Consider the following 15,325-nt stretch of genomic DNA (forward strand, 5'->3'; position numbering starts at 1 on the left):
AGAGGAAAAAGTATGATAAAAGTTAGCTTTAGGCCTTTGGTGACTTTAGTAACATTAGCGCTTTAACTTGTTTATTATTGCGGAAAAGGATTCAATAACAGAGCTTTAGCAAGAAATTGTGGTTCTCCTAATTGTTGGAGAATTATCTTAGGCAAAACTCTATTTATGCGAAGAACACTACTCCTATTTCTAGGGCTTATTTCGAGCTCTATACTAGCTCAAAATGTAATAAGCCCCCGAGTTTATAATGCGGTGCAAGTAGACGGTCATTTAAGTGCCGGCGAATGGGATCTGCAAGATTATGTGGGTATTGATATTACGCCCAATGTTTATTCAAAAGCCTATTATCAATATGATGATCAGTATTTATATTTCGCTTTTACAGATCATTTAGGACCGCAATTTCGCTTCCCGGAAGTGCTTTTAGATTTGAATTTGGATCGAGATACGGCTTTTGCGGCAGATGATTGGTGGTTCCATGTATCGGCCACTGATTGCGAAAATCAAGGGGCTTATGGGGTCTATGATTCTTGCCAGGAGGTTCGTCCCAATTGGATTGGAATACCTAATGCCAATGCAGCTTTTTATCCAGATACTTTTGAAATGGCGATTCCTTGGTCTATGTTAAATTTTTATCCTCAAGCAGGAGATAGTATTGGAATTGCCTTCGTGAATACCAATACCACATTTGAATGGTTTCATTGGCCTTTAATGGCAGATCATTATCGGCCTGATACCTGGGGTACCATGATTTTTACCAGCAGCTTGGCTCGTGAAGAATTAAGTACTCAGTCCTGGCAAGTTTATCCTCAGCCCGCTAAGGATCAAGTGCAAATTGAGAACTGGCTGCCAGAAATGGGTGATTTAGAATTGTTGGATCTGCATGGAAGACTGCTCAAGGTTTTTAGGCAAGCAGAGGGAAGTACCTTGCATTTGGATTTAAGTCCGGGCATGTATTTGCTCCGCTCTACAGAAAGTTCCCAATCGCAGTATTTAATTATTCACTAAGCAATCTTTCTCGAATCTTCAGTCCAACCATAAGGCTGAAGATCAGCGCTAGGCCAACGAAAAACCAAGAGTTTAGAATAGCAGAACTTTGATCGCTTTCGAACTTAAAGCTCGGATTCTGACGATTGGTTCTAAAGCTTAGATCCCATTGTGGTATATAGTGCTGGTTCTCTTGATCTTCATAGAGTTCCAGCATACAGTGATTTTCTAAACGAGCCAATTTTCCCTTTTCGAAGAAGAGTTCAAAATGCCCCGAATGTTGATGCCCTTCCGCCGGAAGGCTGTTCCATTTTAAGAAGGTTAATTCTTTATTGGCTGGGTCAAAAGCCTTGATGCTATTTCGTAGATAGAGTTCAAAGGCTTGAGCAATTAACAAGCTGTCTTTGCTCAGCATCGCTTCGGGAAAAGCCTGACTCACTGCTTTTCTGAAAGTCCAGGGTACCTCCGCTTCAATGCGAATAGCGGTGCTTTCAAAATAAATTGTGAAAAAGGCCCGGTCCGCATCATGCGCCCGGGCCCTGGGGATTCCCAATAGAACTAGTGCTATTACAAGGAGGGCTTTCATCTAAAAACCAAAACTACTGGAAGGACTTCCTTTTAAATAGCGGGGGATAGCCGGGAATTCATCTGTTATTACATAGTAGTAAATGCCATCAGGATATTCGGGAGTAATGCCGTAGCGACCATTTGCCTCATCCAGGCTGCCTAGTCCATCTACATACTCATAATCATTGCTGTATACTCCGGTATAGGCTCCGCAGGGTGCTGATTCGCCATCACCGGGTCGTTGACCTGATTTTAAACGATAGCTGGATTGCATGGCCACCACTGCTGAAGTGCTGTCATTTGCATCGCTGTAGGCATATTTATAGTAAACCGGAAAGCCATCGGCTGCAAAGCCAATTTGTTTCATTTCAGAAGTGCTAAGGTTTAAGTCATCCAAGTAGAGCTGAGGCTTGCCATGGTAATGATATTGCCCACTAGGTTGAACATGGGCATTATTACAGTCGAGGCCAATAGAAACGTTCAAGGCTTCGAGGTTCCATTCCCAATTCACATCAGGGCTCATTATTCCTTCATGGGGCCAGGGTTCAGCTGCAACGGGGTCCAGTTCTACACCATTGAAGAGAATTCCGAAACGATATTGCGGGCCATTGGGTCCCAGGCAAGCCACCATAGATCCACTTAGCTGTGGGTTTTGGGTAATGGTATAGGATTCACTTTGAGGTGATACGGCATTAGGATTTAAGGCACCGGGCACTCGACCAAATAGCCCAACCTTATGATCGGGGATGCTATTAGCGGATATTAGCCAGTTTCCATTGGAACTGCTAATGCTTATTTGACTGCTATAGCTAAGGCTTTGATCGCAATCACCGCGACTATCATCAAATTCGATATCAGAGGTGCAATTGGAGGTATTGCTTGCTGTGGTGTCATCATCTTCAGAGCAGGCTGATAGAAGAAGTGATAAACTAAGAAGGGTGCTAAGTACTTTGATTTGGTTCATCGTTTTGCATATATGCTCTATAGGACTATGCAAATGACCAGAGGTTTAATCGGAGGCTAAAAAAAATAGCCGCCTCGATAAAAAGAGACGGCTACTAAATATTGGTAGTTCTGGTATATCAGGCTTTCTCGAAAGTTCGGAAAGAGAATTTATAGCCTTCATAAGCGGCAATACCATAGAATAAAATATCAATGGGAGAAAAATCATCCATCATTACCTGAAATAGCAAACTGAAATCTATGATGCTTAGGGTTTCAAAGAATGTGCTTTGCAGTTCATCAGAAGCAATGGCGATGATGCTAAAAATATTTCCAAGGAAAACCGACACCAAGGCAATAATGGCTCCGCTAATTCCGAAAATAGGATCAATACCTTTTCCTGCCTGGCGATTCATAAAGCCCACACCAAAACCAATAGCCAGGGCCATATAACCGATTTGGTATCCAGTAGCCACAGTTAAGGTTGCCCATAGTATGGCACCAACTAAACCGGTTCCAAGTGCGGCGGCAATCCCCAAGCCCAGGTTTTGTTCCGAACGGTATTTTTCCAGCTCTTCAGGGCTTAGGATTACAGTATCCGAACCATCCACTTCTGGGCTAGCATGGGATTGGTGCAAGGCTGCCTTTTCTGGGCTGTCTACGAAATCATCACAGGTGCCTTCAAATGCCGCTGGTGCGCCGGTTAAGCTACAGATGATACCTTGTTTCAGGTCCATTTTTTGATTTTCACATTGCTTGCAGAACAGCAACCTTTCTTCTCGGGTCATATTGGTTTTATTTGATTGAGACCCTAAAGATGCAAGAATTTTGAAAATAATAAAGCATTGAAAGTCTGCGATTCCCAGAGTTTGTCCCCATTATTTTTCATCTTGGATATCGAAAATGTATTTGCATAGCTTTTCTTAAGCTATATCCTTTTGATACCGGTTTTAGAAAATGATTGTTGCTATCAGTCTTCGATGGGAATGGGTTCCTTCTGTTTTTTCTCAGCTTCTAAACAAAGTTCATGAGGCAAGAGGCTGGCTTGATACTCTAAAACATCGACTTTGCAGTTTTGGAAAAGTTCAGGCAAAATAATATGCAGCGAGTATTGTAAAGCCTTAATGAATAGTTGGAGATTATCATCAAGATATTTTTCCCCCTTAAAGTACTCTGCCTTTGCAGTTAAATAGGCCCTTAAACTTTCCAATATCTCTTCGCCTAAAGTTTGACAAAGCCTTTTGTTTTCAAGCTGCTTTGCTAATTCCTTCCGGAATTCCTGTTCCAGAGGGATTAAGTTCTTGAAATTCTTCTCAATGGTTTCGTAAGGGGTAACCTGTTCGATAAAAGCCATTTTGGCCATAATGCGTGCTGCCAAGGGTTGATCCTGATCTTGTTCCTGTGGTTTCAAGAACTTAAACCAATTTTGATACATTTCCTGTAGGCGTGGTTCTTTGTTCAATTGCTTTTCACGCTCCAGGCAGTAGCTATAAATCCTTTGATCGTTTTTAGCTATTTTATGGACTAAATCCCCCTGTTCTTTTTGGAGTTCCATGCTCAGCTTGCCGCATTCCAGGCGCTTATACTGACGATCTTTATAGCGAAAGCGTTTTACATCAATACCCTTGGCTGAGATATGGGCGAGGATGTTCAAGTCTTCGCTAATAGAAAGGCAGTCGTGAATAGAATTTACAATCTCGATTTGAAATAAACTTTCGGCTTCAATGTTGATTTCCGTTTTTGCAGCAAGATCCAAATCAAAGGGCTCTGGATTCCATTGATCGTAATAATGATTGAAAACTGGGTGGTAAACTTGTTGTTTCCAAAGATCCTTGAATGCCTTTTCAAATTCTTCAGCATTTAAAGAATCCTTAAGTGGACTTTGTTCCTCAGCATCAGCCTTCAGGATTTCGAGACTTAGTTCTTCTTCTAGTTTTGTTGGGTTTAGCAAAATTTTGAAAGCTGTTTCTGGATTGGGCTTCGGGAATTCCTGTTTTCCAAAAAGAGCTTCTAAACTGGCGATCCGCTCTTCATGTTCAGGATGGCTATTCCAGTTTTCATAAAAGCTTATCTGACTTTTAATTGGTTTGAATTTTTCAGTAGGTCGAATATAGGGCTGACCATTATGCTCGGGGATTGCATATTCTTCGCAGAGCACCTTTTTTACAATCTCTAAATCGCGATATAAATTTTTAGGACTGTACTGATTTCCGGGATAGCGATTGTAGAAATTGCCCATCAGGCTGAAGCAATTCTCCATGAACTCTGTTCGGTTAAAGGAGTGTTTTAAGGGCTTAGGTCCATAAATACTAGCCGCTACGGCATCGGCATGGAACTCCATTTGGCGCGATAAACTGGAATGACTAAGATTTACCAATTTATAAAGGCCCTTGAGGATTTCTGACATGGCATAAATGATGGTTTTCCCAAAGCGTTGACCAATGCTAATTAAACCCAGATTATCATATTCTTCTGGTTTAGGGGGAGTTTCATCGGGACTAAGCAAGACCGTCAAAATTTGATTTACCTGATAGGTATAGGAGCCAAGCATCATAGAACCTTGAGAGAAATGTCCGAATTCATGCGCCAGAATAAACTCTAATTCAGTTCTGTTGGTGGCATGCAATAGGCCCATGCCAATTTTTAAATTCTTGCGACCTGGCCAAAAGAGGCTCCAAAAGCTGGAGTCGAAATATACCCCAGCATTTATCTCGGGCACCAAGAATACCTTCCTGGGCATAGAGGTGTTCACCTTAATCGTGAGTTCCTTTAATAATTTAAATAATTCAGGTTGATCCTTTTCCGTCACTTGGATTTCAACTCCCTTGTGATCTTCTGCCTTTTTGCCTAAAAATTTAAATAGGTAAGCAATAATCATGGGCCCAACTATGATCATGGCAATGGCCAAAAGCAGGGTGATAAATCGTGGGAATGCAATAACCAGTTGAACGCCAACATAAGTGAGGCCAATCGCTAGGCCTAAGGCGAATAGGATTAAAAGTAGATAGGAAAGGAAAAATAGGCCTAAACCAAAAGCGGCAATGAGGCTTTTCTTTCTCAGCTCTGTATTGATTGTTTTAAGGTCCTTCATATCTTGAATAGCAAAACCTGAAATTAGAAAAGTTTAAAATCGATAGGCCAGGACCAGGTCCAGAGTGCTAAATTCTGTTCTCCATAATACCTCTCCAAGTAGAAGATCTTGGAAAGCGTTATAGCGCAGTTCCAGAGATAGATTGCGGAACTCATAGCCCAGGCCAATATTAGCATTTAAACTGTGGTTGGTATACACAGCTAGGGCAGGATGTATTATTTCACTGCTCAGCTCCCCGCTTAATCGATAATTGATTTTAGCCCCGGCATTAGCAAAGATTTTTTGGGAGGGACTAAGGAACCAGTACCGTCTAATCATGATTGGAAATTCAATGGCTTCATAGCTCAGCTCAAAGTCTACCTTTCTTTCATTAAAGGCACCGGGATTGCGCACGTCTGTTCCCTGAGCATCAATTTTGTAGTAGTTCGCCTCAACTATGAATTCCCATGACCGGTTGTGAAAAGGAAGAGTCCAGGCGGTTCTTAGCCCGAAACTATAACTGAGCTTAGTAGGAAAATAGAGGTCGGTATTATACCAGGCGCGATATTGGTTTAAGTGAAGTTGATAGTATCGGCTGGAGGCAGTTAAGCTAAAGCTGAAGGGCGATGGTCTCTTTAATCTTTGATATTCCTTGAAACTAAGTCCTTTTTGCAGATGATAGTCTCTAAAGAGCTGAAGAATGGCCTTTCTTTGGTAGGAGAGGTATTTTGATTTATGCTCAATTTCTGGCCAGTTGGAAAAGGCCTCATTTAATTGTTGACGGAAATAGTTGTTTTCTCGAACCTCCCGGCCAAAGGGGCTGTATAACTTGTAACTTAAAGGAATTATACTGTCATTACCCTGGCTGAAAAATAAGAGGTTTAGAGTATGATTTTGATAAAAGTAAAGGTTGAATTCCCCTTCAAAAAGAACCTGAAGTAAAACCGTTTCTTGCTGAAACTTTGGGGCAGGACTATTATCAAGTTTACTGGTAACTAAAGAGGAGTGATCTACCAGAACTGTCGCTTTGAGGTATTTAAGTTCCTCTCCGATTTGGAAGCCTTGGATTTCTTCTAAAGCTAATTCTTGAACATTGGAAAGGGAGTCTTTGCGAATACTGAGGCTGCGAGGATTGTTTTTCCAATCTTCATCTAAAATTTGCACCGATTTTACTTGGCCGTCCAGTGCCCAGATTTTTCCAACTTTGAATTGATTTTGGCCCAATGCAGAGAAGGATGCCAAACACAGTAAGCAAATAAACAAACGCGAGAAGACAGACATGTTAAGGTTTTAGGCAGTCGAAAATTAAGCCTATTTGTTTAAGTCTGCAATTACCGCACAAGTCCTTTCCGTCATTTCCATACTAACATCATGATGCGTTACAAAGCGTTGCTTGCCTTGTCCCATATCGATATGTAAAATACCAGCCTGTCTTAGATGTTGATTAAACTGCTCTATCGACTTTTCGGGCTTTAGGTTGAAAATCAGAATATTAGTTTCAATAGTTTCAATGGGCTCTACCCAGCCGGAAGCTTCTAATGCCTGAGCTAAGCGACGCGCCTTTTCATGGTCTTCTGCCAATCGGTCAATATGGTGATCCAAAGCATAAATGCCTGCCGCTGCTAAATAGCCGGCCTGTCGCATTGCGCCGCCCAGTTTCTTGCGAATGAAGCGGGCTTCGTGAATAAAGTCTTTAGATCCTAGTAATAGAGATCCTACCGGGCAGCCTAGTCCCTTACTCAGACAAACAGAAATAGAGTCAAAGCGTCGGCCATAGTCACTGGCTTTTTGACCAGTTGCCACTAAGGCATTCCATAAACGGGCACCATCAAGATGTAAGCCCAGGCCCTTGGCTGAGGTGATTTCTCGAATAGCATCGATGGTTTCGAGATCGTAGCATGCGCCTCCTCCTTTATTGCTGGTGTTTTCCAAAACAACCAATCGGCTGGTAGCGGCATGGTGATCCAATGGATTTTGCAGGGAAGCCGCTACTTCCGCTGCTTCCAATTTCCCCTTGGGTCCGCGTAAAGGCCGCACCTGGCAAGCACTGTTAAAGGCGATGCCTCCTCCTTCGTAATTGTAAACATGGGAGTATTCATGGCAGATTACCTCTTGGCCCGGAACGGTATGCGTTTTAATCGCAATTTGATTGGTCATGGTGCCGGAGGGGCAAAATACTGCCGCTTCCATACCAAACATTTCGGCAGCCTTGGCTTCTAGTTTATTGATGGTGGGATCTTCTCCAAAAACATCGTCTCCCACCTCGGCGGCCCACATGGCTTTTTGCATGGCGGGCAAAGGCTTGGTAAAGGTATCGCTACGTAAATCGATCATCTGCATTCTTTTCGGGTAGTAATTTACGGACCAGCGCAAATAGCAAAAGGAAAAAGGCCAGGAAAAAACTCATGCGCGCCATAAATTGATCCATAGGTAAAAAGGGCCAGTTTTCGGTGAGCTCAGGGTTTTCTAATCCGCTTAAGGCATTGCCAATCCAAGGTGAAATTAAAAGGACTAAGAGGGGAATAGCCCAGCTCCAAGCGATCTTTCTTTTTTGTTCAAAGTGAAGCCATAATCGAGCGATAAACAGATTACTAAGCAGCAAGCTGGCAGAAGTGAACAAAGCTCCCACTCTAGGGAACCACTCCAAATAAGACACGTCACTATTTCGGGGGATCGCCATATACAGGCCCAGATCCCAGGGCTTAAGGTCGAAATAAAAAGGTAGGGCTTCTGCGCTCAGCATCAGGAAGATAAAAGCCAAATTGGCTCTTTGTGGTCCCCAATAATCCTTGCCTAAAATGTAGAGAATCCAGGCGATAGCCGGAAAAAGACCCCAACTATTTTCGGCGCCCAAGGAAGCTCCTGCCAGCACCCAAAGGCCAGCGGTAATAGTCAGGTATTTTGGAAATTCTCGCTCAGCGGCAATCAATAAAGGAGTCCAGGCAAAAGCCAGCAGAAACCAAAGCCATTCTGAGTGATGATATCCGTAAATGAAAGCCAGGGTAGAGGTACCCAGGGGGACTAATATTTTGCGCATTAAGACCTATTGAAGGTCTCAAAGTTAAAGCGTAGAGAGAAGATATTCGAATATAAGGTGCCGGATGCACTGGCAATGTCCGTTAAGGCATAATCCAGATGGATCCCCTTGTAGGCAAAGCCAATCCCCAAATTGGGTTGCAGGCTAAAGTATTCGCTACTGTCGAAGTTTTGCAGCTTTTTGATGTTTCCGGCCCCAGCCCGTAAAAAGATGAAATTACGGTAGGCGAGCTCCAAACCAAGATTGGGGTTGAAGTTTACAAAATCGGAACCCAATAAAACATTTTGCTGACCACCGAAACTTAAATCGGCACTGGCTTCGGCATGCAGATTATAGCGATCGTTCAGCTTAAAATTACGACCAGCCCCTAAGAGTAAGCGTGGTATGGTAAGCTCCAGATTTTCGGTTGGCAATTCATTAGGCGTTAAATTGAAGATATCGCCAAATTGATCTTCATGAATGGTCCAGGCATTAAAGGTGGTGGTGATGTCGCGTAGGGTAGCGCCAAACATCCAAGCCCCTTTGCGATACTGTACACCGGCATCAAAACCAAAGCCAATGGAGCTGGCGAATTCACCAATCTGACGGTAAACTAATTTGAAACTTCCGCCATAATTGAGGCCTTCCACAGTTTTGGAACGTCGGGCATAGGAACCAATCAAGGCATAGTCGGCCGCAGAGAAACGGGTGATGCGATCATAATCCACATTGCCATCTTGATCAATAAGATCGGTAGTATTGAGGATATCATCTACCCCAAAGCGAATAAAAGCCAGGCCTCCCGAGCTGTAATCATCAATCGCTTGCGCATAAGCGGCATAATCGTACTGGGCAATGCTAGCAAAGTACTCGGCATGCATGGCCGAAGCTTGCCAGGAATTTCGAATATTGGCCAGGCCAGCTGGGTTCCAATAAGTGGCATTCACATCATTTGTGGATGCAATAACGGCATTGGAAAGCGCCATGGCACGGGCATCTACCCCGATTTCCAAAAAGGCGTTCGAATACTTGCGACCTTGGGAAAAGGCCAGCATAGGGAGGACTAAAAAAAGAATGATTCGTCTCAAGGGAATTCTTTAGGCAAATAAATAAATTTCCTCCTTCATAACTTTAGCGATTAGCTAATATTGCCCTTATGTTTAAAAGGAATCTTCCAAATATGCTCACTTTGGCCAATTTGGCCAGTGGCGTGCTGGCAATAATTGCCCTCTTCGAAGGCCGATGGGATTTGATCCTTTGGTTTTTGGGAGCTTCATTGGTTTTTGATTTTCTAGATGGCTTGGTCGCCAGAGCGCTAGGGGTGCATTCCGAATTAGGATTGCAACTCGATTCCATGGCCGATCTGATTAGCTTTGGTTTGGCTCCGGGTATTGCCCTCTTTCACACCTTTCAGGAAGCCGGTCGCAGTGGAGAGCCTTTGCCCGACTTTTTACCCTATTTAGCTTTGCTGGTGCCCATTTTCTCCGCCCTACGTTTGGCGAAGTTTAATTTGGACGATCGGCAGGAAGAGTTTTTTATTGGTTTACCCACGCCCTCCAATGCCATTTTGCTCTATTCCCTTTGCCTTTGGGCCCAAACTACCAGCAATCCCACCACCGAAGCCATTTTGTTACATCCCTTTTTCTTAACGGCTTTAAGCATCATTAGCTCCTTACTTTTGGTAGCCGAGCTTCCGCTGATGTCTTTCAAAATAAAGGACTGGTCCTGGAAGGCCAATCGCTCGCGAATAATCCTGGTTTTAGGGATCGTTGTGCTTTTTGCGCTTTTACGTTTTAGGGCATTGGCCTTTATTATACCTTTGTACCTTCTAATTTCACTCCTATTTAAGCCCGGTAAAAGGGCCTAATGATTATAACTATGAAGTTTAAAGCGGAAATCAACATCATGCCTCATAAGGCTTTATTGGATCCCCAAGGTAAAGCAGTAAGTAACTCCATGAAGAATATCGGTTTACCCGAGATCTCGGATGTTCGCATTGGTAAGCACATTCACCTAGAGGTGGAAGCCGACTCTGCAGATGCTGCTCGTGCTAAGGTGGATGAAGCCTGCAAGAAACTCTTAATTAACCCTATTACCGAGGGTTACGAGTTCGAGGTATTCGAAATTTGATCGATCCGCTCCCAGTGCTTTAGGGTATATACCTGAAGCCCATAATTTTAAAGAGGCCATTGCAATGATTTATTTCTTGCAATGGCCTCTTTTTTTTAGCCCTTCGCTTTTACAAATAGGGCAATTTTTTTACTGCTCTTATTGCCATTGTGATCACTGGCTTCTAGCTGTAGCTGAAAATGACTGTCACTTAATTGGAGTCTAGATAATAGCTGGTATCTAAAACCACGCTTTGACTATGACTATGCTGTGACCAGTGAATTTCCTTGGTCATCGTTGAAAGGTTATTGAGGCCCAAATACCAATCATGCAATTGGTCATTGTCGCTAATGCGAACTTCAAAATGCAAGGAATCTCCGGCAGTAGCTTCGAGGAGATGGGGTAACAATAATTCAATTTCCGGAGCACTTTGATCTTCCATAGCACTAAATTCTTTTTCGCAGGCCGTAAATGCCATCAGGCTTAAAGCCGAAAACAAGATTGCCTTTTTCATAAAAAGTAATTGAAGCTTAGGCTGATCTGATTACCACTTTGATAGTCGCCAATCTGAGCAAATCCCGGGAATTGATATTGGCCCGTTAATGACCATTTGGAACTACTGTATTGATATCCCAATCCGGCCAACCAGGCACTGCCCCCCGTTCCAAATTGATAATAACCTCGCTTGTTTACATCGCGCATCAGATATTGATGGTCGAGGCTGAGGTAAAACATCGATAAACCTTTGCTACCCCATTCGAAGTTACGGGCCGCTTTTAAGGAATTGAGCCATTGGTCACCAAAACGATATTCATAGTGATTGGTGGTATTCTGCGCATGGGCCGCTTGATAAACCAGCAAATAATCCTTCCAGCCATATTCATATTGCAGGCTAAAAAGAAAGTCCCAACTGGCACTGCCACGCTGAAAGCTGGGGGCAATCAAACTTTCAATAGGGCGGTCTTCAAATTTTCCCGTGGGAGCTTGGATACCGGCAGAGAGATATAGACTATGACTGCTTTCATTGCCCATCCATGACCAAACTTTCTTTTGCAGGCTTAAGCTTAAATCGCCAGGGCCATTGAGTTCGGCGCGACTGCCATCATCATTAATCTCTCGCTCTGCGTACATCCAGGGCAGGCTCAGTTTTACTTGCCAATTATTGGAAAGAGCCCAAATACCACTGATTTGCAATTGATGGAAATAGTCCTGACTTAAAGGCCCTTGAAAGCTTTTAAGCTGATAATTGAAATTAATAAGACTGCGACCTTGATTGGTGAAATCGCCCATGCCAAAAGCCATGCTACCACAGCTGCAAACATCGCAGGCCGCACTGCGCAGCCAGGATACGCTCAACAAAAGGATGCTGAGCCCAATTTTGAATTTCATGAAATTGAGAATTAAGTTTTACCTAAGTCGATTAAAAGAGTCGGGTAAAACTTGGGGGCTTAGGAGCCTGAGCCAAAAAGGGTTGAAGATACTCTGATAGCACTAAAGGCTTGTCAAAGGTCTTAGCATCAATATTCGTTTGAGGAATTTCATCCGGCCCTAGCCAAAACCAATCATTGAAAATCCGGAAGGCCGGTAAGCCTGGTTCTTCTTGAGAGGAGCTATCGCCTTGCAAGATTTTTACTACCTGGCAGCTGCCATTACACTGCGATTCGGGATTGTCCTTATTCTCGCATAATTGCTCCGCATATTCCTGATAGCGCAAAGCATAATCCAGCATTACCGGAATGGGTAACAAGAGCTGGCCTAAGAGGCTGCTAAGGAGGAGTATGCTGGCGAGCTTCTGCACGATGGCTGCAAAGATAAAAGCATGGGCTTTTGCTCAAGGTGACTTTCTTCATCTTTTAATCTAATCTTAATTATGCCATTCTCGATTGATAGACCCGAGGAAGAAGCCTAAATTCGAACTATGAACTTTTTAGCGCATTTGGCCCTCAGTGATAATGATCCGGAAATTATGATTGGTAATTCCATTGCTGATTTTACCCGCCGTAAGTTTTACGATCAATATTCGGAAGGGATTCGCAAGGGGATCGAATTGCATCATTTTATTGATGAGTTTACCGATAGTCATGCGATAGTTGGTGAAATGCTCGAAGCCTGGCGACCCGCCCAGGGTAAGTATGCCGGAGTGGTGAATGATATCGTAATGGATCATTTTTTGGCCCGTAGTTTCAATAGCTGGACTGGTGAGAACCTGGAGGCCTTTGCTCAGAAGGCTTATGATTTGTTCCGGGATTATTGGTCGGTATTACCCGAGCGTGCTCAGCATACTTTTACCTATATGGAACGCGGTAATTGGTTGAAGAACTACCAGCATCGTCATGGTTTGGAGAGCAGTTTAAATGGCATGTCGCGCAGAGCTCAAAATGAAAATCGCATGGCCCATGCGGTGGTTCAGCTCGATCGACAAGAGGATTTCTTTAAGGAGCGATTCGAAAATTTTTTCCCGGAACTGCAAAAGGCAGTGCAAGATCAGTTGTGAATTTAGATCATAAAAAAAGCGCAAAAACCTAATGGCCTTTGCGCTTTAATTATACTGTGGAGGAGCTTATTTTAAGCTGCCTACCATTTTTTCGGGTTTTACCCAAGCATCGAATTCTTCCGCGCTGAGGTAGCCTAAATTGATGGCTTCTTCTTTAAGAGTAGTACCATTTTCATAGGCGGTTTTGGCAATCTTAGCCGCTTTTTCGTAACCAATCTTTGTGTTTAAGGCCGTCACCAACATCAAGGAGTTGTTCAAGTGACGTTTAATTACATCGTGATTAGGCTCAATGCCTACAGCACAATGCTCATCGAAGCTAACACAGGCATCACCAATTAAACGAGCCGATTCTAATACCGCGTGGGCCATTACCGGTTTGAATACGTTCAATTCATAATGACCATTCGATCCGCCAACAGTTACAGTGGTGTCATTACCCATTACACGAGCCGCAACCATGGTCATGGCCTCCGCTTGAGTAGGATTAACTTTGCCAGGCATAATGGAAGAACCTGGCTCATTGGCAGGAATTAAGATCTCACCAATACCGGCACGAGGACCGGAGGCTAAAAGGCGAATATCATTAGCGATTTTCATTAAAGAAACGGCCAATTGCTTCAAGGCGCCATGGGTTTCTACTAAGGCATCGTGAGCCGCTAAAGCTTCAAATTTATTGTCGGCCGAACGGAAAGGCATACCGGTGAATTCAGCGATTTTCTTCGCTACTAATTCGGCATAACCTTCTGGAGTGTTAATTCCGGTTCCAACCGCGGTACCCCCTAAAGCTACTTCTGAAAGGTGGTCCAAAGTATTATTGAGGGCTTTTAAACCGTGATCTAATTGCGATACATAGCCACTGAACTCCTGACCCAAGGTTAGGGGGGTAGCGTCCATTAAGTGTGTACGGCCAATTTTCACCACATTTTTATAGGCTTCGGATTTAGCCGCCAGGGTATCGCGTAATTGCTTAACCCCTGGAATGGTGGTTTCTACGATCATCTTATAAGCGGCGATGTGCATGCCGGTAGGGAAGGTGTCGTTAGAAGACTGACTTTTGTTTACGTCATCATTCGGGTGAATCATGCGCTCGCCCTCACCCAATTTGTTGCCAGCAATAACATGAGCGCGGTTGGCTACCACCTCATTTACGTTCATATTGCTTTGGGTACCGGAACCTGTTTGCCAGATCACCAATGGAAATTGATCATTGAGGCTGCCAGTTAAAATTTCATCACAAACTTTAGAAATGAGATCTCTCTTTTCTACCGGAAGAACACCTAAATCTGCATTGGCGTGAGCGGCTGCTTTTTTCAAATAAGCAAAGCCATGCACGATTTCGATGGGCATGCTGGCTGCTGCTCCGATCTTAAAATTGTTACGGCTACGCTCGGTTTGCGCACCCCAATACTTATCGGCGGGCACCTGAACTTCGCCCATGGTGTCCTTTTCGATACGGTAATCCATATTCTTGAATTTGAGAATTTAGTGTGTAATTATCCAACTGCTGATGAAAACCGTCAACAGCAAAGTGAGTACAAAAATACCGAGGTAGAGGCCGCGGTGCCAATTTTTACCTAAAAAATAGAGGGCTAAATTAAAGGCGATTAAGAGGTAGCCCATCCAGCGAAAGCCCAAGGCCCATTCCGGAGGATTATCCCATTGGCCGGAGCTACTAGCCTGCACCGCCACAAATAGCTTTTGCCAAAATTCTTGCTCCAATCCGAAGTATCCCAGATAGATGCAAAAGAAGGCGCAGATCAGGGCGCTGAAGGTGAGGAATTTGCGCAGACTCATTAAAAATGGTGTTTAGGACTTTAGTGGATTGAGTTTTTGCTGTACTTTAGCGGCCACAAATTTACCAACGATGTTCACCAAAGTATTAGGATTCTTTATCTTTTTGTTCATCTTCTTGATGGGTTTCAGCATGTTGCTATTCTTGGGTCTCTTTGTAGGCTACTGGTTAACCCTTATTGGCTTGGAGCAAGTGGCTCCTAAATTAGCCTACAAGATGATTGGCTACAAAGAAGAAGAGGCTTAGTCCTAAGCTTTATATCATATTTTGAAAAACCGTTTTGGCTTATGCCGAAGCGGTTTTTTTATGCGCCTACTTTCCCCTCGCGGCAATAATTATCTTTACCAA

General features: G+C 43.5%; 18 protein-coding genes. 5 read left to right on the forward strand and 13 right to left on the reverse strand.

Going from position 1 to position 15,325, the window contains the following annotated elements:
• The first annotated feature begins 165 nt into the window (after positions 1 to 165).
• Positions 166 to 1,008 (forward strand): T9SS type A sorting domain-containing protein, encoded by an 843-nt coding sequence (locus tag H4K34_RS12220; RefSeq protein WP_210757674.1) that lies wholly within the window; start codon positions 166 to 168, stop codon positions 1,006 to 1,008.
• Here H4K34_RS12220 and H4K34_RS12225 read toward each other — a convergent pair.
• From H4K34_RS12225 to H4K34_RS12260, 8 genes are all read right to left on the reverse strand, one after another.
• A complete protein-coding gene (locus tag H4K34_RS12225) occupies positions 998 to 1,573 on the reverse strand; it encodes a hypothetical protein (protein WP_210757675.1) in 576 nt (191 codons plus the stop codon). The genes H4K34_RS12220 and H4K34_RS12225 overlap by 11 nt on opposite strands.
• On the reverse strand, positions 1,574 to 2,518 hold the full coding sequence (locus tag H4K34_RS12230; protein WP_210757676.1) for a YHYH protein: 945 nt from the start codon (positions 2,516 to 2,518) through the stop codon (positions 1,574 to 1,576).
• A 118-nt stretch (positions 2,519 to 2,636) separates the two neighbouring features.
• Complete coding sequence (locus H4K34_RS12235) at positions 2,637 to 3,233, reverse strand: hypothetical protein (protein ID WP_246452109.1); 597 nt, start codon at positions 3,231 to 3,233, stop codon at positions 2,637 to 2,639.
• A 233-nt stretch (positions 3,234 to 3,466) separates the two neighbouring features.
• A complete protein-coding gene (locus H4K34_RS12240) occupies positions 3,467 to 5,587 on the reverse strand; it encodes a M48 family metallopeptidase (protein ID WP_210757678.1) in 2,121 nt (706 codons plus the stop codon).
• Positions 5,588 to 5,620: 33 nt separating this feature from the next.
• Entirely contained in the window at positions 5,621 to 6,847 is a 1,227-nt protein-coding gene (locus H4K34_RS12245) for an outer membrane beta-barrel protein (protein ID WP_210757679.1), read from the reverse strand.
• A gap of 30 nt (positions 6,848 to 6,877) precedes the next feature.
• Positions 6,878 to 7,900 (reverse strand): threonine aldolase family protein, encoded by a 1,023-nt coding sequence (locus H4K34_RS12250; RefSeq protein ID WP_210757680.1) that lies wholly within the window; start codon positions 7,898 to 7,900, stop codon positions 6,878 to 6,880.
• Positions 7,884 to 8,603, reverse strand: a complete 720-nt coding sequence (locus H4K34_RS12255; protein ID WP_210757681.1) for a hypothetical protein — start codon at positions 8,601 to 8,603, stop codon at positions 7,884 to 7,886. Before H4K34_RS12255 ends, H4K34_RS12250 begins: the two co-directional genes overlap by 17 nt.
• The gene (locus tag H4K34_RS12260; RefSeq protein WP_210760584.1) at positions 8,603 to 9,637 is read right to left on the reverse strand and encodes a putative type IX sorting system protein PorV2; all 1,035 of its coding nucleotides are present in this window, start codon (positions 9,635 to 9,637) and stop codon (positions 8,603 to 8,605) included. The genes H4K34_RS12255 and H4K34_RS12260 overlap by 1 nt, the downstream gene beginning before the upstream one ends.
• 101 nt (positions 9,638 to 9,738) lie before the next feature.
• Between H4K34_RS12260 and H4K34_RS12265 the strand changes: the two genes are divergently transcribed.
• Both H4K34_RS12265 and purS read left to right on the forward strand, forming a co-directional pair.
• Positions 9,739 to 10,449 (forward strand): CDP-alcohol phosphatidyltransferase family protein, encoded by a 711-nt coding sequence (locus H4K34_RS12265; RefSeq protein ID WP_210757682.1) that lies wholly within the window; start codon positions 9,739 to 9,741, stop codon positions 10,447 to 10,449.
• Between the two features lie 11 nt (positions 10,450 to 10,460).
• Positions 10,461 to 10,712, forward strand: coding sequence for a phosphoribosylformylglycinamidine synthase subunit PurS (purS, locus tag H4K34_RS12270; RefSeq protein WP_210757683.1), 252 nt, complete (start codon positions 10,461 to 10,463; stop codon positions 10,710 to 10,712).
• A 190-nt stretch (positions 10,713 to 10,902) separates the two neighbouring features.
• Here the strand turns inward: purS and H4K34_RS12275 are convergent, their stop codons facing one another.
• Genes H4K34_RS12275 through H4K34_RS12285 form a run of 3 tightly spaced genes read right to left on the reverse strand, consistent with a single transcriptional unit; the run spans position 10,903 to position 12,489 of the window.
• Positions 10,903 to 11,205, reverse strand: coding sequence for a hypothetical protein (locus H4K34_RS12275; protein WP_210757684.1), 303 nt, complete (start codon positions 11,203 to 11,205; stop codon positions 10,903 to 10,905).
• Positions 11,202 to 12,080: a transporter family protein gene (locus H4K34_RS12280; RefSeq protein ID WP_210757685.1), complete on the reverse strand. Its 879-nt coding sequence runs from the start codon at positions 12,078 to 12,080 to the stop codon at positions 11,202 to 11,204. The genes H4K34_RS12275 and H4K34_RS12280 overlap by 4 nt, the downstream gene beginning before the upstream one ends.
• 31 nt (positions 12,081 to 12,111) lie before the next feature.
• Positions 12,112 to 12,489, reverse strand: coding sequence for a hypothetical protein (locus tag H4K34_RS12285; protein ID WP_210757686.1), 378 nt, complete (start codon positions 12,487 to 12,489; stop codon positions 12,112 to 12,114).
• Between the two features lie 120 nt (positions 12,490 to 12,609).
• Between H4K34_RS12285 and H4K34_RS12290 the strand changes: the two genes are divergently transcribed.
• The gene (locus H4K34_RS12290) at positions 12,610 to 13,185 is read left to right on the forward strand and encodes an acyl carrier protein phosphodiesterase (RefSeq protein ID WP_210757687.1); all 576 of its coding nucleotides are present in this window, start codon (positions 12,610 to 12,612) and stop codon (positions 13,183 to 13,185) included.
• Between the two features lie 66 nt (positions 13,186 to 13,251).
• Here H4K34_RS12290 and fumC read toward each other — a convergent pair whose 3' ends face one another.
• Together fumC and H4K34_RS12300 are read right to left on the reverse strand one after the other, a co-directional pair.
• Positions 13,252 to 14,649: a class II fumarate hydratase gene (fumC, locus tag H4K34_RS12295; RefSeq protein WP_210757688.1), complete on the reverse strand. Its 1,398-nt coding sequence runs from the start codon at positions 14,647 to 14,649 to the stop codon at positions 13,252 to 13,254.
• An 18-nt stretch (positions 14,650 to 14,667) separates the two neighbouring features.
• Positions 14,668 to 14,979 carry a hypothetical protein gene (locus tag H4K34_RS12300; protein WP_210757689.1) on the reverse strand — a complete coding sequence of 104 codons (312 nt, stop codon included), beginning with the start codon at positions 14,977 to 14,979 and terminating at the stop codon, positions 14,668 to 14,670.
• Positions 14,980 to 15,049: 70 nt separating this feature from the next.
• Here H4K34_RS12300 and H4K34_RS12305 point away from each other — a divergent pair, with 70 nt between their 5' ends.
• Complete coding sequence (locus H4K34_RS12305; RefSeq protein ID WP_210757690.1) at positions 15,050 to 15,223, forward strand: hypothetical protein; 174 nt, start codon at positions 15,050 to 15,052, stop codon at positions 15,221 to 15,223.
• Positions 15,224 to 15,325: the final 102 nt, after the last annotated feature.

The organism is Croceimicrobium hydrocarbonivorans (genome assembly GCF_014524565.1).
GTDB lineage: Bacteria > Bacteroidota > Bacteroidia > Flavobacteriales > Schleiferiaceae > Croceimicrobium > Croceimicrobium hydrocarbonivorans.